General features: G+C 38.8%; 24 protein-coding genes. 2 read left to right on the top strand and 22 right to left on the bottom strand.

What is annotated here, in order from left to right; translation table 11 throughout:
• Window positions 1–151: 151 nt before the first annotated feature.
• From GPK81_RS03335 to GPK81_RS03250, 19 genes are all read right to left on the bottom strand, one after another.
• Window positions 152–859, bottom strand: coding sequence for a hypothetical protein (locus tag GPK81_RS03335; protein WP_252196591.1), 708 nt, complete (start codon window positions 857–859; stop codon window positions 152–154).
• Entirely contained in the window at window positions 856–2154 is a 1299-nt protein-coding gene (locus GPK81_RS03330; protein ID WP_215706537.1) for a hypothetical protein, read from the bottom strand. The genes GPK81_RS03335 and GPK81_RS03330 overlap by 4 nt, the downstream gene beginning before the upstream one ends.
• 2 nt (window positions 2155–2156) lie before the next feature.
• Window positions 2157–2807, bottom strand: a complete 651-nt coding sequence (locus GPK81_RS03325; RefSeq protein WP_044925097.1) for an ATP-binding cassette domain-containing protein — start codon at window positions 2805–2807, stop codon at window positions 2157–2159.
• A gap of 43 nt (window positions 2808–2850) precedes the next feature.
• Window positions 2851–3579, bottom strand: a complete 729-nt coding sequence (locus tag GPK81_RS03320; protein ID WP_227190740.1) for an ABC transporter permease — start codon at window positions 3577–3579, stop codon at window positions 2851–2853.
• 18 nt (window positions 3580–3597) lie between these two features.
• Window positions 3598–4371 carry a hypothetical protein gene (locus GPK81_RS03315; RefSeq protein WP_227574037.1) on the bottom strand — a complete coding sequence of 258 codons (774 nt, stop codon included), beginning with the start codon at window positions 4369–4371 and terminating at the stop codon, window positions 3598–3600.
• A 118-nt stretch (window positions 4372–4489) separates the two neighbouring features.
• On the bottom strand, window positions 4490–5974 hold the full coding sequence (locus tag GPK81_RS03310; protein ID WP_215706536.1) for a DUF6034 family protein: 1485 nt from the start codon (window positions 5972–5974) through the stop codon (window positions 4490–4492).
• A 99-nt stretch (window positions 5975–6073) separates the two neighbouring features.
• Window positions 6074–7210: a sensor histidine kinase gene (locus GPK81_RS03305; protein WP_252196590.1), complete on the bottom strand. Its 1137-nt coding sequence runs from the start codon at window positions 7208–7210 to the stop codon at window positions 6074–6076.
• A 281-nt stretch (window positions 7211–7491) separates the two neighbouring features.
• Window positions 7492–8157, bottom strand: a complete 666-nt coding sequence (locus tag GPK81_RS03300; protein ID WP_005423065.1) for a response regulator transcription factor — start codon at window positions 8155–8157, stop codon at window positions 7492–7494.
• Window positions 8158–8456: 299 nt separating this feature from the next.
• Complete coding sequence (locus GPK81_RS03295) at window positions 8457–10343, bottom strand: beta-N-acetylhexosaminidase (RefSeq protein ID WP_215706535.1); 1887 nt, start codon at window positions 10341–10343, stop codon at window positions 8457–8459.
• A 78-nt stretch (window positions 10344–10421) separates the two neighbouring features.
• Entirely contained in the window at window positions 10422–10973 is a 552-nt protein-coding gene (locus tag GPK81_RS03290; RefSeq protein ID WP_148445125.1) for a hypothetical protein, read from the bottom strand.
• Between the two features lie 134 nt (window positions 10974–11107).
• On the bottom strand, window positions 11108–11764 hold the full coding sequence (locus GPK81_RS03285) for an ATP-binding response regulator (protein ID WP_252196589.1): 657 nt from the start codon (window positions 11762–11764) through the stop codon (window positions 11108–11110).
• Window positions 11765–11775: 11 nt separating this feature from the next.
• Window positions 11776–11961 (bottom strand): hypothetical protein, encoded by a 186-nt coding sequence (locus GPK81_RS03280; RefSeq protein WP_215706534.1) that lies wholly within the window; start codon window positions 11959–11961, stop codon window positions 11776–11778.
• Between the two features lie 127 nt (window positions 11962–12088).
• On the bottom strand, window positions 12089–13441 hold the full coding sequence (locus GPK81_RS03275; RefSeq protein WP_252196588.1) for a L,D-transpeptidase family protein: 1353 nt from the start codon (window positions 13439–13441) through the stop codon (window positions 12089–12091).
• A 208-nt stretch (window positions 13442–13649) separates the two neighbouring features.
• Entirely contained in the window at window positions 13650–15089 is a 1440-nt protein-coding gene (locus GPK81_RS03270; RefSeq protein ID WP_215706532.1) for a DUF4179 domain-containing protein, read from the bottom strand.
• Window positions 15089–15604: a sigma-70 family RNA polymerase sigma factor gene (locus tag GPK81_RS03265; RefSeq protein ID WP_118513929.1), complete on the bottom strand. Its 516-nt coding sequence runs from the start codon at window positions 15602–15604 to the stop codon at window positions 15089–15091. The genes GPK81_RS03270 and GPK81_RS03265 overlap by 1 nt, the downstream gene beginning before the upstream one ends.
• Before the next feature lie 746 nt (window positions 15605–16350).
• Window positions 16351–16791, bottom strand: coding sequence for a glycosyl hydrolase family 95 catalytic domain-containing protein (locus GPK81_RS03260; protein ID WP_243101119.1), 441 nt, complete (start codon window positions 16789–16791; stop codon window positions 16351–16353).
• Window positions 16731–16904, bottom strand: coding sequence for a glycosyl hydrolase family 95 catalytic domain-containing protein (locus tag GPK81_RS18610; protein WP_442860740.1), 174 nt, complete (start codon window positions 16902–16904; stop codon window positions 16731–16733). The genes GPK81_RS03260 and GPK81_RS18610 overlap by 61 nt, the downstream gene beginning before the upstream one ends.
• 223 nt (window positions 16905–17127) lie before the next feature.
• Entirely contained in the window at window positions 17128–18234 is a 1107-nt protein-coding gene (locus tag GPK81_RS03255; RefSeq protein ID WP_215706531.1) for a DUF4179 domain-containing protein, read from the bottom strand.
• Window positions 18228–18767 carry an RNA polymerase sigma factor gene (locus tag GPK81_RS03250; protein ID WP_055056185.1) on the bottom strand — a complete coding sequence of 180 codons (540 nt, stop codon included), beginning with the start codon at window positions 18765–18767 and terminating at the stop codon, window positions 18228–18230. Before GPK81_RS03250 ends, GPK81_RS03255 begins: the two co-directional genes overlap by 7 nt.
• Before the next feature lie 1094 nt (window positions 18768–19861).
• Here GPK81_RS03250 and GPK81_RS03245 point away from each other — a divergent pair.
• Both GPK81_RS03245 and GPK81_RS03240 read left to right on the top strand, forming a co-directional pair.
• The gene (locus tag GPK81_RS03245) at window positions 19862–20401 is read left to right on the top strand and encodes an RNA polymerase sigma factor (protein ID WP_059085733.1); all 540 of its coding nucleotides are present in this window, start codon (window positions 19862–19864) and stop codon (window positions 20399–20401) included.
• Window positions 20398–21192, top strand: a complete 795-nt coding sequence (locus GPK81_RS03240; protein WP_215706530.1) for a hypothetical protein — start codon at window positions 20398–20400, stop codon at window positions 21190–21192. The genes GPK81_RS03245 and GPK81_RS03240 overlap by 4 nt, the downstream gene beginning before the upstream one ends.
• Before the next feature lie 209 nt (window positions 21193–21401).
• Here the strand turns inward: GPK81_RS03240 and GPK81_RS03235 are convergent, their stop codons facing one another.
• From GPK81_RS03235 to GPK81_RS03225, 3 genes are all read right to left on the bottom strand, one after another.
• Window positions 21402–22358 carry a PD-(D/E)XK nuclease family transposase gene (locus GPK81_RS03235; RefSeq protein ID WP_173771165.1) on the bottom strand — a complete coding sequence of 319 codons (957 nt, stop codon included), beginning with the start codon at window positions 22356–22358 and terminating at the stop codon, window positions 21402–21404.
• A gap of 694 nt (window positions 22359–23052) precedes the next feature.
• Complete coding sequence (locus GPK81_RS03230) at window positions 23053–25161, bottom strand: glycoside hydrolase family 3 C-terminal domain-containing protein (RefSeq protein WP_215706529.1); 2109 nt, start codon at window positions 25159–25161, stop codon at window positions 23053–23055.
• A 126-nt stretch (window positions 25162–25287) separates the two neighbouring features.
• On the bottom strand, window positions 25288–26166 hold the full coding sequence (locus tag GPK81_RS03225; protein WP_118071913.1) for a helix-turn-helix domain-containing protein: 879 nt from the start codon (window positions 26164–26166) through the stop codon (window positions 25288–25290).
• Window positions 26167–26378: the final 212 nt, after the last annotated feature.

The following is a 26378-nucleotide window of genomic DNA, read 5'->3' as shown; positions in this document are numbered from 1 at the left end:
GTGAGAAGCCTGATTTTCAGGCTTGCCACCCTTGCATATCATAGAAGAATCTTATTTACAGACTTTTTCTCACAGTCTCGAAAAATTTGAAGAACCGGACACCCGACGCCAGGCCATTTCGAAAGCAATCGCCGAATTGCTATATATTATGTTAAATTCCTGAAAGTATTTTCTTTGCGTTCTCCAGATTATTTTTTCCATTTATTTTTAGATATACTTTACTGATCTCAGAAGGCTCTCCTATTTCTCTGCAGAGATCCTGTGCCTGGGAAATGGGTATGTAGATTTCGTTGCCTTCTATTACTACAGCGGCTTTACAGGGCATATATGAGGTTTGCGGTTCTCTTGCGGAATTGCCGGATAAAGTGGTAAGATCATCTATGGCTTTGGAAGTATCCTTCTCTTTTTCATCCAGGGAATAAAAAATATTCAGGTTTTCACCCATCTCTAAAAATTTTTCCTGTTGTTTTTTTGAAATGGCATGATTATTATAGTCTTTCATATCCCGTAGGGAACCATTTCCCAGCAATAACAACGGCATCTTCCCCAGTTCATTCTGAGTTGGATTTTTTCCAAACGCATTCATATCAATTCCTGAAAAAGTCGTTGTTTCCGTATAATCTTCAATTTTGATGACAACCGGGACTTCTATGACTGGCCAGATTTCTTTTATACCTTTTATCTTCTTCGCTTTCTGCAAAAAATCTTCATCATAAGCCAGATCTCCAAGTGGGAGCAACACAGTAAATTGCCGTTTTTCTTCTTTCATACCTGCCAGCAGCATTCCTAATAATGTAAGTATCAATGCCAGCAGAAGTATGACAAATAAGGTAAAGCTGTCTATTTTTTTTCTTTTCAATGAGAATCCGCCTTTCTCACTTCTTCGAGAAGGATATTTTTCTTATGAAGCTTTCTGACCAGAATCAGGATTATGGAAATAAGCAGTACTGCAACAACTGCAGCTATGGAATACCACCAGTTATTGGTTTTCTCCTGGTCATCTTCAACCTTTAAAGACTTTATCTGGGTTTCTTTGATTTCAGAATCAAATTTTATTTCTTCCTCATATGATTTGCCATCTGCATCCTCATACGTAAGAATTAATTGACCTGCACATTTTCCTGTTTTTCCTTTTACATATATGCGAAGACTTCCTTGGGATAAATCTCCGGCCTCTATGGTCCCTAAGAATGCAGTATCGTTTGAGCTTAATTCATCAGCCTTTAAGCTGACACTTGCATTGTATATTTTGTCTCTTCCTAGATTCATTGCTTTTACCGGGATCTCTACTGTATCCATAGTGTATAAAACAGATGGAATATCTGAAGCTTCCAGCTTAACACGAACCGGTTGGATGATCTGAAAAGACAGTAATTCTGTACCGGTAGTTGCCGTTGCTTTCGAATCTTCATAATCCAGAGAAAAAGTAATGACAGCCTGGCCAGGATCACAGTTTTCTGTTATAGTAATCATCTGTTCCAAAGTAATTGCTTCACCAGGAGCCAGGACTTGTACATAAAAAGAGTTTTTCTCAAATTCGATTCCTTTGTTCTCTGTAGAAAGGGAAATTTTTAAACCAAATACATTTTGACTGCAGCTTTTATTTCGAAATGTCAGCGACATTTCTGTTGTAGAACCAGCCTCCAATCGTCCACCCGAAAGATTGCTGTCTTCTAATAATACCTGCGGTTTATGTAATATTTTTTCACTTGATGAGTCTGATGTTGAATTACCTCCTCCCCCACCGCCCGAATACCCTCCGTTGTCTATAACCGGATCTGTTATCTGCGGGGCGTCACCGTCTTCCGGATTATCACTGTCTATTACAACATGAAAAGGATTCGATTTAGAACCATCACCAAAGTCATCTCCTGATGTAAAAATATCCGGATCCGGATTTTCTTTATCGGTATCAGCTTTATCAGGAGTCTTTTCATCCTCTGCCGGAGGTTCGGTACTCGTAGAATCATCCTCTTTTTCATCAAGGGTTAACGAGTTGTCATTCTCATAAGATACGGACGGATCTGAGTCCGTAAATCCTTCTTCAGCAGATGTAATCTCCGTGTTTTGAGGCTCTGTGGCAAAAACGGTAGCTGGAAGAAATATTATTGTCGTACATAATACTAATGCCGTTTTTACAAATAAATTTCTCATTATCAGGCAGTCCTTTCTCTTAAGATTCCTCCATCCATTTCATATACGTGGTCACATAAGATTCTGATGTCCTCTTCATTATGGCTTGCCAGCAAAATGGTTTTTCCTGCTGCTTTTAAATCCAGCAGCAGTTCTCTTATTTCTTCCACGCCATGTTTATCCAGTCCATTAAACGGCTCATCCAAGATCAAAAAAAGAGGATCTTCCATAATGGCCTGTGCAATACCAAGGCGTTGACGCATTCCAAGGGAATATTTTCCGACTGGTTTCTTCATGTCCGGATCCAATCCTACCCTTTTTAAGACTATGCGGATATCGGCCTTCGAGATCCGGCCATTCATGTCTGCCAGGATCTCCAGATTTTTAAAGCCCGTATATTGTGTAAGAAAACCGGGAGTCTCGATAATAACTCCAAGACTCTCAGGAAAATCCACATCATGGCCTATTTTTTTTCCAAATACAAAAATAGTGCCCGTAGTTACAGGAAGAAACCCACAGATGCATTTCATAAGGACGGTCTTTCCGGAACCGTTATTTCCAACAATCCCATAGACGTTCCCTGTTTTCAAGGAAAGATTTACTTCCTGTAACACGATGTCTTCACCGAAACGTTTGGTCACGTGTTCTATTTTTACGCAGGTGTTCTGCATCATTCCACTTGCTCTTTGCGGATCACAGGCCAAACTAAATATCCCTTCAGATTTCTTCCAATCTTCCATATAAAACACCTCCCAGAATTCCCAGCATTACTAATAAAAACAACAGTAGAAATAGCCAAACTCCTATTTTGTCCGGTCCCCAATTTTCATCAGCCAGTATCCATTCTACTGGATAAAACCATATCTGATTCTTAAAATAGCGGTCATGAAGGATAATTCCGAAATAAAAGCTTACAAAAGGGATTCCATATGCCATGTAAGCAGAATCCCATAAAATCCCGCAGCTTCCACCGAAAGTACTTATGATACTTCCGATAAGTCCTGTCCGAAATGCCTTCATGAGTAAGTCCAGAAGTGCTTCTTTCTGAATAGCACCCTTTATCTCCAGCGGATAGAACACAATAAAATTGATAAAAAGTACCGTTAGTATAGATAACGTCCAGACCATAAAACCAGATACCATAATGGAAAAAACTTTACCTTCGATATACTGTCTGCGAGTCGTTCTGGGAAGTATCTCCTTTAAAAATCCACTTTTATATTCTTGCAGAATGGAATCACTCCATGGCAATACGGCTGCTACCGGAATGGCAAAAGATACTGCCTGACTTTTTAAGGAACCTTCCAGTATACTGATAAAAGTACCACATGTCAGTGCTTTTTTTAAGCTGGGATAAGTCTGTCCAATGGCGATGGAGATGCAGGCTATCAGCCATGCTGCCAGAAAATTCTTATTAAAAAACATACGTTTTGTTTCACCCCACATAGGTTTTCCCCCTTCCGATCATGTCTTTTCTCCAAGAAATTCAAAGGTATATTTTTTCATCCGGTTAATTGCAAAAACTGCAAGAAGAACTAAAATACCCAGAAAAAACATATAGGAATGCGAGATTTTCGGGAGCAATGGATCATAACCCAAGTTATGTTTTCCGTATACTGCCTGATTCAGAGGACTGATCCAGCAGATTAATACATTTACCTGATACATTTCGTATTTTTCTTTATGTAAAATTGCAGCCAGTACTTTCGGGTCCAATAAAAAACCAAAGACACTGTAAAGAAGGCCAAAAATCATCCCCTTAGTCTTCCCTTTATAGAGATTTCCTACAAGGATTACAAAGCTTAAGGTCAGCGAATAACAAAACAGAAGGAAGAAAACCTGCAGCATACAGCCATAGGGTGAGATACTTTCCATGACCCTTACTGTAGAAGGGACCTGCAGGTTTTTTCCTAATTCTGAATAACCAAGCATGGCCGCAGTTTCGCTCCACAGGTTACCTGGATAACTCTTTTTCATACACAGCACGGCCGTAAACAGCAGCATCAAAACCGTATATAAAACAGTTACAAGAATAACATAAATGAATTGACCTAAAAGCCATTTCCTCTTGGTTGTCCGGGTCAGCTGGTACGGAGTAATAGGTGTCATCTTCGGCAGGTCAGAAAACATAAGAAGCAAGAGCAGCGAACTGGACAGTACTGCTATCCCATCCCCAAATGTCCAGATAAATGGTTCAATGGCCTGTACCGGTGTATCGTAGGTCTCCATTACAACCATGATTCTGCCTGTAAGCAGGAAACTAAGTACAAATTCTAACAGAAATATAAAAATAACTTTGGGATTGCGTAGAAATCCGAAGAAATTGTACCTTACAATTCCAAATACCTGTCTCATGTCAGTAACCCAGATTCCGGTCTATGATACTGCCATCCACGGCATTAATGGTAAGGAAACTTTCATTCGGATCTTTACTGGTATTTGATTCTGTTTCTCCGTTATATTCACTTTCTGAAGTCATGCTGCCGAAAAAATCCCAGACGGGGATCAGAATACCTGTGTGTGCGTCAGTAGACGGCTCATATATTCTGGCATAGCCAAGAACGATCCGATCAATATTATAGACCCTGGAATTTTCATATTGCATATTATCAGCGTTTGTTACCACCATCATTTTTTCATAAATTTTCATAACCTCGCTGAACGAAAGAAGATTTAAATTCTCTGTCTTTATTTTACCAATTGTGTAGGGATTTGAATAAGTCATGCTTTCTATGCCATCTTTATCGACATAGAAACAGAGACTTTCATAAGACCATGTTTCCATTGTGCTGTCCATATCTTCCAATGCCCCACCGTCTGCAATTGTCTGAGTGACCGGCACACCATTTATGGTACGTGCATAATCAATTCTATATCCATTTCCAAAATCACCTGAACTATTATCGCCTTCAAAACTTTTGCACACCGCGTAATTCCAGTTAGAAAACTGCAAATCTGTGATGCCCATTTTTTCAACTTTTTCCTTTACAAGTTTTTTTGCTTCATCCAGGGACAGCCCGATAGATTCTTCTGTGGGTTTTTCTTCCTCTTCAGAATATCCGTAATCACACCACATTGCATCCTCCGGTATTTTTTCCCCGCCCTTGTTTGCTGCTTTCTTGATCTTGACTGACAAGGTATCGGAGCCATCGGAAGATATCATATAGTAGTATTGTGAATCGTCTGGCATTTGTGCAATACAACTGAAATAATTTCCGGCAACAGGTTTTGCCTCTGTCAGGGTTTTCTTTTCCGGAGCAGTTTCGTATTCCTGTTCCCATGTCTCAATATCTTCATAGATATCATAGACATAATTCCCATCATCGTCTGTTCCATAGTTATACGGATCCAGGTTTCCGTTTGCAACGTCTTCTTTTAGTTCATCCAGAGTTTTTTTAATTTCATCCTTTGTCTTCACATAATAACTATCCATGGTATAAAGTTTTGCCTCTGAGAAGAATGCGTTTGTAATACGGTCGAGAAGCTCCTGGGTAACTTCTGCCGCGGTGACAGAAATAGCAGATATCTTTTCCACTTCCGGAATTTCTACGCTTGCATCTGTATTTACCATGAGCTTGGCACTGTCATCTTCCACATGGCTTTTATAATTTTGAGGAGCATCAATGAGATTCCTGATGGTTGTCTTTGACTCTGAACCGTCATCGTTCTTACTTTCAGATGCTTCTCCTTTAGAACCACTAACATCATCCGCTTCCGTATAAGCATCCACAGCCTTGCTCCCCTTCGGCTTTACCAAAGAAGAATCCGGGGTCTGTGCGCATCCTGTAAACATTCCAATACAAAGCACTATTCCTGCAAACTTTCTTATGTTTTTTCTCATTTCTGGTAATATCTCCTTTCTAAGGTTGTTATAAGTATATCATCGAGCATTACACCAAATCTTTCGCGATTTGTAACTGATATGTAAACGTTAGTGTGATTACCAGAAAACAGAGACGGTAGTTCCTTTTCCCGGATTGCTTTCAATCTTCAGTTGGAAATCGTGCAGTTCTATAATTTTCTGACATAAAGAAAGACCGAGCCCTACACTTCCTTTTGCCCTGGAACGAGATTTGTCTACCATATAAAATGGTTCCGTCACCATTTCCAGATCCTCTTTCGGTATTCCCTTTCCAAAATCCTGAACCATCAGATGGTCTGGGGTTGCCTCAAGCACAATTTTAGATTCTTTCCTGGAAGCTTTGACTGCATTATCAATTAGATTTGTCACTACACTTATCATTAAGTCCTGATCGAACTTCTTTACCAATTCTTTTGGTTCACAAAATACATCAAGAGAGATGTTTTTTTCTTGAAGCCTGCAATCAATGAGTTCTTTTACTTCTTTCAGGAAATTATCCACCTGTATTTCAGCTGGATTGAATGAGTCTTCCGAAGCTTCGTAGAGTCCGGTTAATTCCAGCATTTTCATAGAAAGTCTTGACAGCCTGCGACATTCATTTTCAATATAAATAAGAGCCTTCTCCTGCCTTTCCGGGGTTAGGCGCACAGTAAGCAATGTATCTGCATAGCCTATGATTGCAGTCATTGGGGTCTTCAGCTCATGAGCCAGACTTCCAATAAGCTGTTTTTGTGTCCGGTTTATGTTAGAAAGACTTTCAATTTGTTCTTTTATTTTACCTGTCATAAAATTAAAGGTTGCACCTACCTGCGCAAGTTCTGTATTGCCCTCTGACGGTACTTTAAAATCATAAATACCTTCAGAAACAAGAAGCGTAGCTTCTCTTAGGCTTGTAAGCGGTGCTGTGATTTTTCGAAGGCTCAAATAAAGGATAATTCCCATCACCACGATCAAAGATAAAGTAAATCCACCCGTCTGAAAAAACAGCAGATGACTTTTTTCTATTACATCTGTTATATCTTTATAAGTAACAATCTGATATCCCATATTTACATTGCCATAGTAAAATAACAAAAGTGTCCTTCCATTTATCTGACTGACCATAGGGCCATGACCGTCACTGTTGCTGCCATGATCCACCATGTTTGCCTTACTTTCACATAATTCTCTTAACTTTTTTACATCGAATTCATAAACAGTTCCATTATAGATCATTTTTCCATCAAGATATAAAACCGCGCTGTCATGAAAAACCTGCCGAAAAGCATAAGTAACTATTTGGGGGCGCATTTCGTTGTCGGCATTCTGTTTCTGATTGTCAGAAAGGCTTGTTTTATTTTCAAACTGTAAGATATTTGTTCTGAATATACTGCTTTCATAACTGTTGATATTCTGTATACTCTGATTTTTCCAACAATAAGTGGTATAGAGAAAGATCCCTGACGATACCAACAAAATGATACATGTAGTCTGAGAAAAGATCTTTATTAAGAGTTTCATAAATCCACCTCAAGTCTGTAACCGATTCTGGGAATTGTTTTAATCTTATCCTGCCAGCCAAGCTTTTTCCTGATACGACCCACATGTGCATCCACAGTTCTTGTTTCTCCGCAGAACTCTTCATTCCACAGTTCCTGCAGGATCTGATTCCTGGTCAGTGCTTTATTCGGATTTTTGGCGAACACCATGAGGCAGTTATATTCCATTGGCTTTAAATAGATTTCCATGCCCATTTTTGTAACAGTACGACTAGCAGTATCAATGATGACATCACCAATTTGAATCTGTTCTTGTACAGTGCCATTGCGTTCCAGTACTTTTTCAAGACGGACCATCACTTCCAGCATTTCAAATGGTTTTACAATATAATCTTCTGCACCGTCTTTTAATCCCTTTATCTTGCTCGCGATATCTCCCTTTGCGGTAAGAAATATTACGGGGATTTCATACTGCTTCAGTTTCGGTAACAGGCTATATCCGTCTCTTCCGGGAAGCATGATATCTACAAGTGCACACTGAAACGCATGATCTTGAATAATTGCTTCATATGCCTCATTTCCATCCAGATATCCTACTGTTTCATACCCTGCAATCTCCAAATTCATACATAGCAGGTCATTGATTGACATTTCGTCTTCTATCACAAGGATTCTTGCCTTCATAATTATTACCTCACATGTTTTTATAACTATCTTTTCACAGGTTAATTATACATTAAATTCTATATTGCAGTTGTAACTGATTTGTAACAGCAAAAAAGGAAACCAAAACCATTCTGTGAGAATAGTTTTGATTTCCTGTATAAACCGTTATTTTCTGATCGTTTATAACGCTGGTGAGAACATTTATTATTATTTTTACTCCATTCCAGAATCATTCGAAAGAGAGACAATGCAAATACAAAAATTATTAAAATCACTAAAATTTTCATACGTAGCCTGATTCCTTTCATTTACCTTTATCAGATCGTGTCATTCAAATCACATCCACTGATGATGCGATTCCATAAGTTCTCCCGCTTGTCCATTCCTTTGGTAAAATAGGGAAGTCTTTCCTCTTCCAGCTCTTCCAGACGAGGCACATTTCCATTCAGATAATTGTCAATCCGGTATCCTGTACTTTTAAGTCTTGTAATCACGCCACCAATTTTTATATCCAGAATCTCATAACCAAATGGCTTTGCATCGTTCATCCAGATTTTTTCTCTTGATGATTTCATATCTGTCAGATTGCAGATGATCCCAGGAATAACATTCTGACTGATATCTTTCAACGCTGCTCTGTCCGATCTGTCATATGCTGATTTTATACACATGCCCAAATCGGCTTTATCAGCTAATACCGCCGCCAGTTTTTCATAAAATGAAAATAAAAGCTGATATTTTCCTGTTTTTTTTGCACATTCCTTCATACATTTCTGTATGTTTTGGTAGTAAGATTTTGTATTGACACCTGATTCTTTCACATGATAATCAAAAATGCCTAACATTGGATCCTGGTATAACAGATATTTTGAAGGATTTTGAGCCTCTTTATTCTCTTTCGTATTTAAGAATAAGGAATCAAAATTGTCAAGTGCCATAAAATCATCAAATTCTCCGCCTGTGCAGTTCCTGAACTCCTGCTTAAGGATTGTTTCGTCATAGTCTCTGTGAAAATCAAGGTGTGCAAAAAGTACAAGTCCCGGAAGCAAAGCATCCACCGGGGTTTCTGCACCATTATCCATCCATGCTGTACAGAGCACCTCTTTTATATTGTATTTTTTACAAGTAGAAAGAGCTGCCTTGGTACACGCATAGGTCTTAGAATAATTGGGGGAAATTCCGTTCCAAATCCAAGATCCTCCTGCAAAAATAACGTTATCCGAAAGCTGCGCATGGATATCCAGCATTTTTTCATAGGTTCTGGTATCAGCATGATAATAGTCCCAATATACTAATCCTAAATCTTTTTTCGGTTTTTCCCATTTGGAGCAGTCCGTGTTTTCGGGCAGATTATAGTATCCGCCTGTAGAATTTGCTGTAATGTACATGTCACTCCATATCATAGGCTTTAATTCTAATTTTCTGCAAATATCTACGACCCTGTTACAATGTTCCCTGATTATCAGTGACCCTTTTTTATATCCATTTTCTTTTAGATAATTTCCAAGCCCCAGCATGACAGCCTCATCCATTCCAAGATGTACCCTGTTGGTAGAAAAATTCTCTTTTACTGAGCTGAGCAGCTTTTCAATAAACTGATAAGTTTCCTCTTTTTCAGGCTGGAGAATGTCCGCAGAATCACGAATCTTATCCATTCCCGGCCACTTCAGCACATTGTGCAGATGAGCCAGGGTCTGAATACACGGAACAAGCTCTACCCCAAACATGGAAGCGTAAGCATCCAGTTCTTTTATTTCGTCCTTGGTGTATTTTCCGCGATAAGCTCCAAAATAAGGCTGCCCCTCTACTTCATAGGTATCTTCTGTATAAAGCATGAGTACATTCATTCCAAGTTTTGCCAGTGTCTTGATCAGGAATTTCACCTTTTCAACTGTAAATACAGCATTTCTGGAACAATCCAGCATAAGACCGTTTCTTTCAAAGCAGACATGCTCTTGATATTGAAATTCATCCTCTTCCATATGATGTATGGCATAATTAAGTGCGCGGTAATAATGAGATATTTCCCGACAGATGATATGAATCTGGTCTTTTCTTTTATTGATCAATATTTCTGGTCTGTCCTGAAATTTAACAAACAATTCTATGTTTTGGTTGAAACCGTCATTTTCAGCCAGCAGTATTTCAGTACCTTTTTTAATAGTATTATATTCTTTCTTATCAGATGAAAAAACAATGTTCATACGTATTCCTCTTTCTTTAGGAATTCTGCTCTTCTTAACAAATCAATCTATTTTAGCAGAGCATCCCCTGTCAATGTTCTATTTTATTCGTTTGTAAATAATCGGCTCATCATAACCAAAAGTTCTTTTTCCATTTACTTCCATGGACTCTGATACTTCCAATTGATTTTCAGTGAACTTTTCATGCAGAGAAAATTTCAATACGGGAGAAAACATACTTACACTTCCGCCTTCCCATGTATCACCTGATTTTCTGAAAAATGCAGGAGTAAATTTTGCAGAACACTTTAGCTGATCATAGTCGGCACCTTTGAAGATTTTGTAAGTAAAATTCTTTTTATCATATCCTTCCGGTATCTCATAAGAAATAAGTTTTATTGAATTGTTTTCTTCCATAAAAAGAAACAAATGTGAAGAAGAGCGGGTAGTCCCCTGTACAGAATAATAACTTTCTTCAATCATAAATACGCCTTCGAAACCATTTGGGAGATTTGCGATTTTTGAATTACATATTGTATTGATGTGCTTTGCATATGGATACTGTGGATTTGTCTTACTTATTTTCTCAAATTGATCCTTATTATCAAATTTTCCATTCAACAGCGTAACAAAATTTATCAAGTTAGCCATGATCTTATGCCTCCATAATCTTTATCATATAGTTTTCATTCACTATACACCTTCCATATAAAAGAGTCCATGTACAAAATAAGGGAATATATAAACAAAATGCATCAGTTAACAAACATCGGCAGAGGGGCATATCATTGTCCAATTGATATGCCCCCTCTAGCTATAATCACAACAGCAGATGCATCACTTCTGTTCATTGTACGTATTTCTCTGGTAGCTTCCAGGCCATCCATAACTGGCATCATAATATCCATCAGAATTACATTGACCTCACCAACACCTGATTTTGCAAATGCTTCAACAGCCTCCTTACCGTTTGAAGTCCTTATAATTTCTGCTCCTGCATTTGTCAGAAGGAATTCTGCAATTTCCATGTTCAATTCATTGTCTTCGGCCAAAAGGATTTTCATGCCTTCAATTGATACATCATCTTCCTGGCTTTCTGCCTGCTTCATATCAGCAGAAATAAGGAATGGGAGCTGTACCATGAATGTGGTTCCTACATTTTTCTCGCTTTCAAATTTAATCGTACCGCCCATTTTCTCTATTAGTTTTTTTGTAATTGGCATACCAAGACCTGTTCCTCCATAAACAGATCTTGCACCGCCTGTTTCCTGAGTAAATGGTTCAAAAATATGGTTCTGAAATTCTTTACTCATTCCAACTCCGGTATCCTTGCAGTGAAACTCAAACAGTATATGCCTGTCATCCACCTGTGTTTCATAATAGCTGAGCAGTATCTCTCCTTTTTCTTTATTATACCTGACAGCATTACTTATGATGTTCATAAGGATTCTTTTTAAACTTTAATCACAGCACTTTTGCATGCTCTGTCAATGTGTTTGTTTCCATAAATAAATTTTTCTTTGTACCCATTATATGGTTCCAGTATTGATACGTCAATCCCATTAATGTGCCTTCTCTTCTTCACTCTTTGTGAAAGGAAGAGATTGCTAGCTTTTACCAATCGCTCTGCCACTTCCACATCAAGTCTGCTTTGTTCTGGATTACCGAAATGGTGATCATGCACCAATCTGATACTGTTGACAATGAAGGACAGGAGCCAGCTGCATTACAACTTAGCTCCTGTCCTGTACATCTTGAATATAGAATTAGTAAAAACAAATTATCGGGACATCATACTGAATAAGACTATAAAGCTGTCCGGCATTTTCTGGTGGAAGATTGATGCATCCATGAGAACCACCTGTAAGATATCTGTCACCACCAAAATACGGCTGCCAGTCTGCATCATGAAAGCCAATTCCTCCATTGAATGGCATCCAGTATGTTACCGGCTGTTCATAAGAATAGGTTCCATTTGCTGTCATTTCACCTCGCAGCATGGACGGACTGCTCTTTGAATTCAGTGTGAATATTCCAGGGGGTGTTTTTCTATCCGGATCGCTTGGCAGTCCGGATACGATTTCTGATTGCAAAATAATATTTCCATTCTGATAATACCACATATACTGCTCTGTAAGATCTACCTCTATATATGTATCTCCGAGATCATTGATCCCGTGTGCATTTGCCCTCATAGAATATACCGGTTCCCTGGTTGTCTGGGTTCCTGACTGAATTTCCTGCATGAGCTGTGCTACTTCCTTGTCCTGATCAATCTTCCATCCATAAGCTGAGCCATATACATACACCGTCCTTCCGCTTGTGGTCTGGAATTGTCTTTCAGTGCCAACTGTATCATGATCTGCTGCAAGCTGTGCCACATAATCCACTACATGCTGCCGGAAGGCTTCATCATTTTGGAGCAGCTGCCCTTTCTCGTCAAACTGCAGCCAGTTTTTGATGGTATTCCCATCGAGTGTTACCGTTTCGTCTCCAAATGTATATGTGATATTTGCTTTTGTCAGGTTCTTATATGTATTTACCATATTCTGAAGTTCTGAACTTTCTTTCGTCACATCTGCTTTTTTATAAGCCTTTGGATCACTTTCCAGATCCACCTCTGCCGCATCGTTATCGATTGCCCTGCATATCATCTGATAAGCTTCTTTGGTATTTAATTCGTTGCCTTCCGTTTCTGGCACAATAGTGAATTCTGAGTTAGCAAAACTTACATACGCATTTTCCGGTGCTATCTGATTCTCTTTTTTCGCACAATTTAATGAATTTACCTGTTCTTCCAGTTTCTCCCGGCTGAAAAAAGTCTCTTCTTGAACCATATAGTTTTTTGTTTCAAAAAGACTGCCGATCCATTCCCATGATTTCTGAGTTTTCAGCAGCTGGAGAACCGCACCGCTGGATACGTATTTATAATCAATGTCTTTTCCTGTAATGGCCTGCGGGTCCTGCATTCTTGCCCTTACCTGAATAGTATAGTTATCCTTTTTCCCAGCAATCTCCTGCTCAACCTCATATGCTGTCTTATTTGAACTGTCAATCCCATTGATGGTCGTCCCATAAAAGAAGTGATATGAGTAATAATAAGATATACCTGCATACATACAACAGCCTATAACAAAAATCATCAATATAATCAATATTACAATTTTCTTAATTTTATTTTTCTTCTTTTCTGAAAATATAATAGATCTGAATTCCGATTTATCCATCGGCACATAAACAACTGAACCTGGTCTTGCCGATTTTGTGGTTCTCATTGACTGCCCTATCACTTCTTTTTGTCTCATATCCTACTTATCTTTCTTTGAATCACTTAGTTTTTTGCACTGTCTCACTGTCATTATCAAAATGTAATGTCTTATGATATTTCGCATTCTCCTCCAGAAGTTTTTTCCATTTCTGTCCGTCTTCTTTCGTAGGATTATCAAAATTCTGCTGCCCCTTCAGTTCATCCATATACTGGATATAATCCAGGAAATAAATATCTACTGTCGAAATATCCCTGTCCTGAATTGCGAAGTTATTACAGTTTCCAGTAGACTCATTATATGGAAGTGTGTTTCCGTTGGCATCAAGAGCTACCATGAAGCAGTCACTGTTGGATCCTTCCTTATAAAGTTCATTTACCGTCAGTTCATACGGAGAACGAATTACGGATTTGAGTCCGATACCAGCATCGTTTGTATCATTCAGTTCCAATACTTCTGTCCGGGAATCATCTACTGTAACCGGGATATCGAAACTCCAGTCACCTTCATATTTGTAGTAGCCGGCATCCCTTCCATAGTTTTCATCATCCGCTTCTGACCACTCATAGTCTGCTTCCAGCCCTCTTACCTTCGAGATATCCAGATGCAGGTTAAAGGTATCTGGAATATCAATTTCTTTAATGTACTTCTGATATGCTCCACCACGTTCAGACAATTTATTGATAAACTCTTCCAGCAGCGCATAACCTTCATCCGTCTGATCATCTAAGTCCGCCTGAGTTATTCCCATCTCATCCATTACCTGCTGTGTCATTTCATTGTATTTCTCATTATATTCCGTATAGTCTTTTGTCGCCTGAGCAAGATCATAACGGAAAATGCATGCATAGGTGTTGTCATCCAGAAACTGTCCTTCCACCTGACCGTCGATCACCGGACTAGCTTCTGAATTAAAGTCCACACCGCCAGTCATATCCAGATCAATGACCGGTGTTCCACTTTCCGCCCTGGTTGACGTTTCTGGAAATGGCTTATCACTCTTAAACTGCATAGTTATATAGACCGCCTGGCTGTTGGCATATACCTCAGAACATGTAATTGTCAGCCCATCTGCTGTTTTAATGTAAGCATTCTCACTAGTGGCATTACCTGTCTTGTCCTCATCTGCTTCACTGCCATCTGCCGTTGTTCCATCAACGGATTCCAAGGTTGTTGCATAATCCGAAAAATCACCAAAGAAACTTACATTATCCTGCAAGATTTCAAAAAGCCCTCCTACAACCGGGATATTCTTTGCCATTACTGGATTGGTTGCACAGAATATAAATCCGACCGCCAGTACCGCTGCCATACCTCCTGCTACCCTGCCTCCGATTTTCATCCAGTGGAATGGATCCCTTGGTGCTTTTTTCTGAGTAACCGTATTATTCTCAATCAAATGATATGCCTGATTGATATGTTCATGTACAATCGCCGGAATCTCTGTATCCTGTTGCATTTTTTTCTGGAAATCTTTCTCATTATTATTTAGAGTCATCATTAGGCACGTTCCTCCTTAATTTTATATCCATATATCTCTGCGATTTTTTTTCTTCCACGATGAAGGCGGGATTTCACTGTGTTTTCTGGCAAATCCAGGATATTACTGATTTCCCGGATATTAAATTCCTCCATGTAGTAGAGAATAACAACCAAACGATATTTACTATCCAATGGTTCTAATGCCTGTAAGCATTCTATTGTCTCATATTCTTCATGAAAAGGTGTTTCTGGAATTTGATCCATAAAAGTAACCAGTTTATTCTTTTGCATGACATCTTTACATTTATTGATCAGGATGCGTATCAGCCATGTTTTAAAGTATCTGTTCTTTCTTAGACTTCTTAGATTTTCATAGCAGGAAAGGATCGTATCTTGTATTGCATCTGCAACATCTTCATCATTTTTCAGATATGCTGCTGCAATCTTGTACATACTCTGTACATTTTCATCCATGAGCCTGCAAAAAGCATCCTTGTCGCCTTTCTTCGCTTTTCGTATCAAAACTTCATTCATTATAGTTCCAATTCTCCTATCTCAGACCAGTCATTCGGAGTATACTATAGAAGCTTCATTTATGTGCTCCTACTTATTAGACGTGCGAATCCCTAAAAAGGTTGCAAATATTTTTAAAAAAATTATCTCAGATAAAAACACCCCCGAAATCGTTCAAATTTTATGATCATCAGGTCCTATTAGGGTATAAAAACAGCCGTACCATGTGTTTTTACATGATACGGCTGTCTATGATTTCCAGACCCTCAGGACAGATTAATTGAATCACCACACTAAATGCTTCCTATACAGATCGGCAGCTATTTTAATCTCCTGTACGATTTTCTCTCTATCCTGTTGTTTTCCCATCTATCTTTTCCCAATCATCACTATAATATAAAAACAGCACCGGACAACTTTTTGTTATCCAGTGCCCATAATCTTAAAAAGCGGTTTTATGCTGGCTGTCAGCCGCGACATCCTTCCGAACGTCTAAAATGTCGCCGGTATCATTAAGTCCCCGGCGCGGACTCACCCTATCTCCCTGGTGTGGGCGTAATACCCTTCCGAGTATCAAATAGTCCCAGTAATTACCCTGCCCGGGCACAGTACAGCTTTTACGTGCCGCTACACGAAACCTTTTGGTTTAACTATATTATATGCGATACCCTAAGAAATATCAATAGTTTCTGGCAAAATCGATTGGCTATATTTTGTTGTACCCCATTACTTACCACTGTCTATGATTTCCAGGCCCTCGGGACAGATCAACCAAAAATCATATCCTCTGTCACATCAGGTCTTAAAAATATTGTTTTTGAAATTCCATTACATTCCAGCGTTACTTTCTGCTCACGGGAAGAGCAGAGGCGAACCCTGTGTATCCTGCCATCTCTCCATTCGAAATCAACTGTGATGTCACCCTGTACCTTCATTCCTCGGACATTTCCGTCTTTCCATTCATCCGGAAGTGCCGGAAGTAACAGGATATGCCCTTTCCTGCTCTGGATAAGCATCTCTGCAACCGCAGCTGCAAAGCCAAAGTTCCCATCGATCTGGAACGGTGGGTGTGCACACAGCATATTGGGATAAATGCCGCCTCCCACACAGGAAATATTTTCCTCCCTGGTATAACGGAGCTGGTTTTTCAAAAGCCCCAGTGCATGTTCCCCGTCCCGGAGTCTGGCCCAGAGAGGCATACTTTCCATGCCATACACCATCCGGTTCCTTCGTCCCCGCGCCTTTCCAGAGCCACCCGGCAGGCTTCCAGAAGCTCCGAGGTTTTTTCTGTGATCAGGTTTCCGGGATAAAGACCATACAGATGGGAAACATGGCGGTGATGGATCTCTGTTTTCGGATAATCCAGGAACTATTCCCGGATCTGTCCAAAGCTTCCCGTCTTAAATGGCGACAGTTTTGAAAGTACCCGTTTTACATCCCCAAAAAGAACCGATATCAGTCTTGCAAAGACCTTGTATCGGTTCTTTTTGTATTTTCTCATTATCTAATTATGGGAGGATTTTTCTGTATCACCGAAAAAACTTTTATCCCCGCACTTCAAGCCATTGGTCAATGTTCCCAAAATGTACCGCCTGCAGGTTATCTACATCAACCAGTTGCGGGAAGCTGTTTCTGATGATCACGACACCATTTTCTTTATCCTGTTTTTCTCCACCGCCAGCAATGCCTCCCATGGTCATATCAAGTGTTAAAACCGTTCCATCTTTATAACGCACCTGGTCAATATTAGCTCTGGCATAAAGATCCATGCCATAATCCGTACCTGTGTACTCAAACTTGTTTTTCTCATCTTCATACACCTTCATAGCTTCATCATAATCAAGATATAATGACCATAAAAGGGGCGTTACTTCCATTTTTTTCACTGTGATTTCATAACCTCCAAAATCACATTTCCGGTTCACTTCCAGAGTTGTCGGAGGCTTTACTGCACCCAGAGTCCATTTAAAATCCCATGTTCCATCTGTAATAACAGTCGTATCATAATCTCCTTCCTCCGTAAGATTCTTTAATGTGATTTCTACTGTTTTATTACTCAGATCATAATCACTGTCATAAGATATACAGGCGTTAAAATACTTAAGATGTGCAGAATTTTGATCTGTTTTCAGTAACACATCCTGTCCTACCCCAGTACTGAAACTTCCAAATCTGTTATCGTCCACTGCATATACTTCCTTTCCATCGATCTTAAAATGTGTCATCTCCTCAAAAGAAGTATGATCAGTCATAGAAATACTGTCCTCTGTTTTCACTTCAAAAAAAGCATACAGGAATCCCTGATCCTGAATAGAATCTGTCAGGGTAACCGTCACACCATTTTGTGTTACAGACTGGTCTATATTCTGAATATAAGTTGATTCCTGCAGTGTCTCCTGCTGTTCCTCCGATGGATCCAGTCTTTTCACCAGGTAATCATTCCATTTAAAGAACTCTTTTGCAGCCACAGTAACAGCCATACCAGTACAGATTACTGCTGCTGCAATCAGTAATCGTCCACTGATTTTTTTTCTTTTGTATTTTTTATCAACTGAATCCGCCTGTTCAATCTGTTTTAGTGTATCTTCAAATTTATTATGAAAATCCTGTGGTACTTCCGGTGCGATATTATTCCATTTCTTCTCTAACATGACATTTTCCCCTTTCCTGTTATTCTCTTTAATTGCTTGCTGTTTTTCCCAGTTGCCGGTCTTTTCTCTTCTTCGGATAACTGCACCTTCAAAAACTCTCTTGCACGTGAAAGTCTGCTTTTGATCGTTCCTTCCGGAATATCCAGAGCCTCACTGATCTCTTTCAATGAAAATCCTTCTAAATAATACAATGTTACCAAAACCCTCAGATCCTCCGGAAGTTCCATAATCGCCATATACAGATGACTGTATCTGTCCTCCTCAGTCATTTTCATATTGTCCATATATTCTTCATATGGAATAACATTTTTTCTTTTCCGAAGAATCCCTTTGCATTCATTGATCAATATCCTTGTGATCCATGTTCGGAAATATTTTTCTTTCTTTAAAGTGGGAAGTTTTTCATATGCCTTAAGAATTGTTTCCTGCACAGCATCCCCACAATCAGAGTCATTCTTCAGAATGGACTTTGATATATGATACAGCATGGCTTCTGCATCCCGAACCTCCTTAATAAATACATCTTTTGTCATAACTTTGTCTTCTCCTTTTGTCCAGCTGGATTACTACTCATGTTTACTTTTACACTAATTAGATGCATCGGAAAGGAAATCGGTTCTCATAAAAGTATTTTTTTCCGTTGCCTCTTCCATTGCCAACGAAATATCCACTTTTTTTAATCTCTGTTCTGTTTGTATTTTTTATGTAATTCCGTAATATATTCCTCTAGCTTCTCTTTGTCTTGCTCTTCACAGGCGACAAAAACAAAACACTGCTTAGATCAATCCCGATATGCTTTTACTGTTTTCTCACCCAGTTTCTCTGTATATGTGCAATAATTCCAGAAACGGTGCTAATTTATCCGGTAGTTTCATTTTTACTCTCTTACATTTTTTACATTCTCCGTATTATACTACCATTTCACCAGAATATTTTCAGAAATTTTACAAACAAAAAGATGGACATAAGCAAGATCATACATGACAGAAGCACTCCTTGCATTGCCAATCAGATCCGGATTCGGATATTCATCAACGATGGATAGCAGGTTGTGTTTTGTATCCCAGCTGTCACAAGGGATGATGACATGATCTTTGCTGTGAAATTCAGGCATAACCTGCCGGATCATGGAGGCTGCCAGTTCCAGTTTAGACTCTTTTTTCTACCACACACGATAGCCAAGAGGAACGGAAAGATGAGATACTTTATCCCCATTCCAGACAGGTACGCATAACATGACTCTCACAAAGCAGTGTCCATTCAGATAGTTGGAACCGTTGTGTGCGGCCCAGTATAGATAATATCAGCAGAAATAAGGTATCTGCTGTCGGAACAAAAAAAGTTTCAAAATAGATCAAAAAATATTGCTGAAGTCTACCTATCAGTGTTTTTTCGCTGTATAATGTTTTTGCCGTACAGGGTCACTTTCCTTTGTAATGTTTTATGCCAAATTCATTATACATCAGGAAATCCTGTACGATATTTTTTTATAAAAAAGTTGTAAAGTGGTGTATCAATATCATAATTTTCTAAAATTGAAACTTTTTGCTCTTTGACAGGATATATAAGAATGTAAAGGTTAAAAGCTTTTAATTTTTGAAAATATTAAAAAGAAAGTAGGATTGATATGACAGATGAAGCAGAACTTTTGCAGCGTCTCAGGAACAGAGAAAAAAATTCAATAGATGAAGCAATCCGAATTTATACGCCGTATTTGAGTACTGTTTTGTATCATATGGCCGGCAATTCACTGCCGAAAGAGGATATTGAAGAAATTGTGGCAGATGTGTTTGTTGTACTTTGGAAGAATACCGGGAGGATAGATTTGCAGAAAGGTACATTACGGTCATATCTTGCTGCTGTTGCCCGGAATTTTGCTCTGAAACGGATAAACAGAAAGATGGATCATACATCTCTTGAAGATATTGAGCTGTCAGATGGCAAAAATTTCATGGAAGAGAATTTTCACAATAATTATGTATGGGAAACAGTTATGAGCCTTGGCGAACCTGACAGCGAGATTTTTGTAAGGCGGTATAAATTTGATGAAAAAATCAAGGATATTTCAAAAGCAATGGGACTTAATATTTCTACAGTTAAGACCAGACTTTCAAGAGGAAAAAGAAAACTCAGAAAAATGTTATCGGATGCGGAGGAAAAATTATGAGAAGAAAAAATTTGCTTAAAGAATTGGGAATACAAAAACAGGCAGATATTTCCTGCAATGCTCTTGATATTGATACAGAGAATGTCAGACAGAGAGTTTATGCAAAACTTGACTTCGCAGATACAGAAAGGAAGCAAACGACTATGAGATCAAAAAAGAAAATATTACCTTTGTTGATAGCTGCAACACTTACAATTGGAGTTACTGCTATGGCAGCAACAGGAAAGATTTCAATGTGGACAGGTTCATCTGTATCACGTGCTGATTATACATCTCTTCCAACGTCAGAACAGATTACAAAGGATATTGGGTATAGACCGGTATTGATTGATACCTTTGAGAACGGGTACTGCTTCAAAGAGGGCAATATTATAAAAAACAGTTTTAAGGATGGCAATGCAAATGTAATTGAGAATTTTAAATCTGTGTCCTTTGATTATCAGAAGAATGGAGATGTTGTATTGTTTGAACAGCAGAAATTTAACTCAAAACTTACTCCGTCAGGTGATATTATTGCCACTGTAAATGGAACAAATTTGTATTATGTACATTATATAAATAAAGTGGTATCAGATGATTACGAATTGACAGAACAAGATAAAAAAGACCAGTCCAGTGGAAAAGTTGTATTCAGTTACGATGACAGTGCTTCTCAGATTGAAGTCAGTCAGGTTCAAAGCGTTAACTGGAATAAGGATGGCATCCGGTATGATTTGCTGCAAATAGATGGAAAATTATCTGCCGGAGAACTTGCAGATATGGCGAGAGAGGTTATTAATAACAGAAGATAAAGAAAAAAAGATGGTGGATTCAGTCCGGTTCACCATCTTTTTGTAACTGTTGTGGAAATACCTGTATCGCAGCTGATGCATAATATGTTATAATTTACAGATACTCTGACCATGACATCGTATAATAAAAAATGGCGAGATGCTTATCGTAACACCCCGCCAAACATCCAATTACACAACATTTGAATAATCAGATTCTGTTCAATCTTTTATACTGTCAACAATTCAGCATTTTTTATGATATCTTTTATCTTTTTTTCGTCCATTTCAGCTACATCCGCGATCTGAGCAGCTGTATAACCTTTGTTGTACATTTTCATAATCATTTCCCGTTTACCCATCTCAATTCCGGTTTCAATTCCAGTCTCTTTAATTTTCTGGCTCAAATTACACATAATACTCACATCCTCTCTAAAATCCTTTTCCATTGGAATTGCATATTCATTTCCAATGATATCCAGTTTTTCGTTTGCTGTTAAATCCTGAGATAACAATGCTCCCAGTAATCTATGTAATTCATATTTCTCCTCATGCTTCGGAAGTTCTTTGGCAAGTCCGATCATTACGATATTAACCAAGTCCAGTTTGCCTTTCCATGCATGGGAATTTACAATACTATCTTTCACCAGGTGAATGTGTTCCAGACTATTTTCCGGCATATTCATACAAACCCAGATGGAATAGACTCGCTTGATATCATTATAATTTGAATTTGAAAAATCTCTTTCCTTTTGTGAGGAAATCATACGGCTTACATAAAAGATTGCCCGATTCAATATATCATACCCATTTGGTTCGTCTTTTTGGGCTTCTACATTGATAATAATCTGCGATAATCCATCCTTCATCCTGACATAAAATATAATGTCAAATCGTATCATTTCCTCATGAAGTTCCGGGTTTTCAGAATTAAGACCAACCACAAGAGATTCATCATTTTTAATAACAGTATTAGTAAAACCTGTTTCTATTGGAACAGTGTTAATAAATGGTTCGCCTTCAATATAAGGAACCACATCTTTCGGATCCATCCCTGCATATTCATCAACAGTCTTTACTAATATATGGGCCAGGATACTTTTCTGGCCAAGTAATCGTTTCGCGCTTTCATCATATTGTGCGTCTTTATCTGTCGTAAGAATCGTATTTTTGATTTCTGTATTCAAAGTCTTTCTCCTTTTCTACAGCACTTAAAAAACTATTCTTCGGCTATATATTTATTATACTCTAAATCTGCATTTTCAACAACATCCAATTACCTATAGATTTTGTGAATATCCACTTTAGGTTCTAATACGTAAAAATCTTTTATAATATAAACAGTATCTCCTTGCTTACATCATAAAAGATTTCTCCAATAGTCTATATTAATTTTAATCATTTACTACTAAAAAAATAGATAATTGCAAATTCGTTTCCCAGTGCCATGCAATCATCAAAAAAAATGTCTAGGTTGTTTTATGACCACATTTTTACCCAGTTTTTGTTGCTGCTTGAGCGTATTCCCTACCACTGAGTACCATTTACCGATAGAAGTTCATGAGTCGTTAAGCCGCATATTTCCTGTATTTATGCGGGCTAGCGGAGATACTGAAATTTCACTGCCACATTTTTGGACTCAATGCCATTCTGTCTAAATCTCCTATTCTATACGGTGTAACACCGTTTTATCTTAAATCTGACCATGTTTGTGCCACAGTGAAAATTGCTTTTTAGATCTGTGTATAAACATGGCCAGATAGTAGTTAGTTGCATTTTTAAAACTTATTAAGTTTAACATATCCGGGCAGGAGGTTCAAGATACTGTGATGAGAAAATTTTATTAAAATTGTTTTCGGCTTATTTTATCAAAGACTCAGATCATTCTATATTGAATCGAAGTTCTAAAGGCTTTCTTTTTAATAGCCTTTCACTTCGGCGATCCGGCTGGGAAGTTCCAATATAAACAGAAAATTCATCACTGTCTATATACCTTTTTCCTTCTTCATCCACAATCTGCAATGCATCTTTATCAATTTCTATTTCAAAAGTTTCTTTTTCTCCGGCATTCAGATGTACTCGTTTGAATGCACAGAGGTGATAATTTCTTACCGCATATTTTGATTTCCAGTCCTTGATATAAACCTGCACTACATCGTCGGTGTCTGCCAGACCTTCATTTTTTACAGTACATTTTAATTTTAAATTCTTATGTTTCTGTGGCTTTTCCGTAAATTCCGCAGCTTCTGCAAATACATCTCCGTAGGTAAGCCCAAATCCGAAGGGATATAATGCTTCCTTCTTCATATACCGGTAAGTTCTGTTTTCCATGGAATAATCGGTAAACTCCGGAAGATCATCGGTATCATAATAGAATGTAACTGGAAGCTTTCCGCTTGGGGACACCTTGCCAAATAATATGTCTGCCAGTGCTGTTCCGCCTTCAGCACCCGGATACCAGGCTTCAAGAACTGCATTTGTATGTTGATCTGCATAACGAAGATCCATTGCACTTCCTGACATTAATACGGTGACAACTGGTTTTCCAGCTGTTGCAACCGCTTCCAGAAGCTTCTGCTGACAAAGAGGAAGCTCCAGAGATTCCTTGTCTCCTGCCTGACCTGCATTTCCCTCATCCGGTTCTTCTCCCTCAACGGTTTCATCCAGGCCAAGCACAAGAACAACAAGATCACTGTGTTTTGCAGTAATTATCGCTTCTGAGATCCGATCATCCGGCCATGCTAGAGGCTCGGTCTTATCCTTATACAGATGGCAGCCTTCTGAATACAGAACTCTGCAGGTTTCTCCTGCTTCCTTTTGGATTCCATCCAAAACAGTTACATAATGTGAGGAAGTTCCGTGATAATTTCCAGAAAGCACTCTTCTGCTGTTTGCATTTGGTCCTATTACACCAATTGTCTTTATTCTGCTTTTATCTAAAGGAAGGATTCCATCATTCTTTAAAAGAACGATTCCTTTCTCTGCCGCTGTGACCGCAAGTTTTCTATGTCCCTCACACTCCACAACTTCATAAGGAATACTGTCATATTCACTTCCATCAAATAATCCTAATAGAAACCGCGTTGTATACAGTCTGACACAGGATCTGGTAATCTGCTCTTCCGTGATCAGTCCCTTCTTCAGCGCAGCCATTATATAAGCATACGTGCATCCGCAGTTTAGGTCACAGCCCGCATCCAGCGCCATTTTTACAGATTCTTTTGGCCCTTCCGTCACTTTGTGGTTCAAATGGAAATCCCGGACTGCCCAGCAGTCTGATACAACATGTCCTTTGAATCCCCAGTCATCTCTTAATATATCTTTCAGCAATGTTTTACTTCCACAGCATGGTTCGCCATTTGTCCGGTTATAAGCTCCCATTACAGCTTCAACGTCCGCTTCCTTCACAAGGGCTTCAAAAGCTGGAAGATAAGTTTCATACAAATCTTTTGGAGAAGCCTTCGCATCAAATTCGTGTCGGAGTGCTTCTGGTCCGGAATGTACTGCAAAATGCTTTGCACAGGCTGCTGCCTTCATTGTATCCCCATCGCCCTGAAGTCCTTTTACAAATGCGACCCCAAGTCTTGAAGTCAGATAAGGATCCTCTCCATAAGTTTCATGTCCTCTTCCCCATCGAGGATCCCTGAAAATATTGACATTGGGAGACCAGAACGTAAGGCCTTTGTAAATATCCCTGTCCCCTTCCCTGGAAAATGCATGATACTTTGCTCTTCCTTCTTCTGCGATTACATCTGCAATTTCTTTTAGTTTTTTATCATCAAACATTGCAGCCAGTGCGATCGCCTGCGGGAAAACAGTAGCAGTTCCGGCCCGGGCCACTCCGTGAAGAGCCTCATTCCACCAGTTATAAGCGGGAATTCCAAGGCGTTCAATTGACGGTGCATCAAACTTCAGCTGCCCTGCTTTTTCTTCTACCGTCATTTTGGCAACTAGCGCTTCCGCTTTTTTTCTTGCTTCCTCTCTATTCATCCTTATTCCTTTCCTGGTACAAGTACCGTTTCATTTCTCTTTGATGATTCCTGTGATTAGATCGATACTCATCCATGCATTATGTACATGGATATAATGTATGGATCTGAAACGACTGCACTTCCATTAAAATTCCGGTATATTCATAACCGTCTCCTGCCATTCTTTCGGGGACATTCCGTATTCTTTGCGGAATGCTTTATAGAATCCGGAATAATCTTTGAAGCCAAACAGCAGATAAGCTTCGCTGATCTTCATGTTATTCCGGATTGCCTCTCTGCATGCCTCCAGTCTCTTTTTCTGCACATACTGATGAACTGACATTCCAATATGATCCTTAAAAAAATGGGCAATATGATATTTACTGACAAAAAATTCTGCTACCATCCTGTCCAGAGACAATTCTTCTTCCAGATGCTCTTCAATATAGTCTATCAATCTTTCTGACAGCTGCTGTTCCTCCTGAACACTACGCTCATGTCTTTCATTATATACAGTCCGGTTTAAATGAAGAAGCAGATCGCTGACGCACAGGGAAACCTTCGCCGCTTTTCCAAAATGATTGGAATAAATTTCCTCCAGCAAATGAAATACTTTTGTCTGAATCGTATTAAAAGCGATTCTGTCGTGATGGAAAATATATTCTCCTTTTGTCTGCACCAGCTGTATCAAATAGCCATACTCCCTAGCATCTTCCATCAAGCGGTTCAGATAGTCAACCGTAATCCAGAATACAAACCTTCTATAGGGCACGCTTTCATCGTGAATGACTGCATGATGCTCCAGACCAGGAGGCACTACTGCCACGTCTCCGTATTGCAGCGGATATTCTTTTTTCTCTATCTCAAGAGATACATCACCCTCAAGAAAAAAATAAATCTCATAGTAATCATGGATATGGTTGGCAACCTTTTTCATATGCTGATCTTTATAATAATAAATTTCGAAGTCTCTTGAAACCATATACTGCCTTGTATTAAATTGGGTGTTTAACTTCTTTCTCATCTTCCGCCTCCGAACCACCGAAATATCGTTCCTATCCAATAAAATCAGCATATCATTTTACCGCAACTTTGGCAATGTATACAACAATTCTGCCACGACAAACGCATGAATGGTTAGCAACTGCAAATTTTATTTTTTCTACTTTTTAAGCTTCTAAAAGCTCTTCTAAATACTTAATTGGACGCAAACTTACTACGAACCTTTTCTTTCTC

The sequence above is a fragment of the Blautia sp. MCC283 genome (assembly GCF_018785565.1).
In the GTDB taxonomy this organism is placed as follows: domain Bacteria; phylum Bacillota; class Clostridia; order Lachnospirales; family Lachnospiraceae; genus Blautia_A.
The sequence above is the reverse complement of the archived record's forward strand: the minus strand, read 5'-3'. Positions and strand labels throughout refer to the sequence as shown.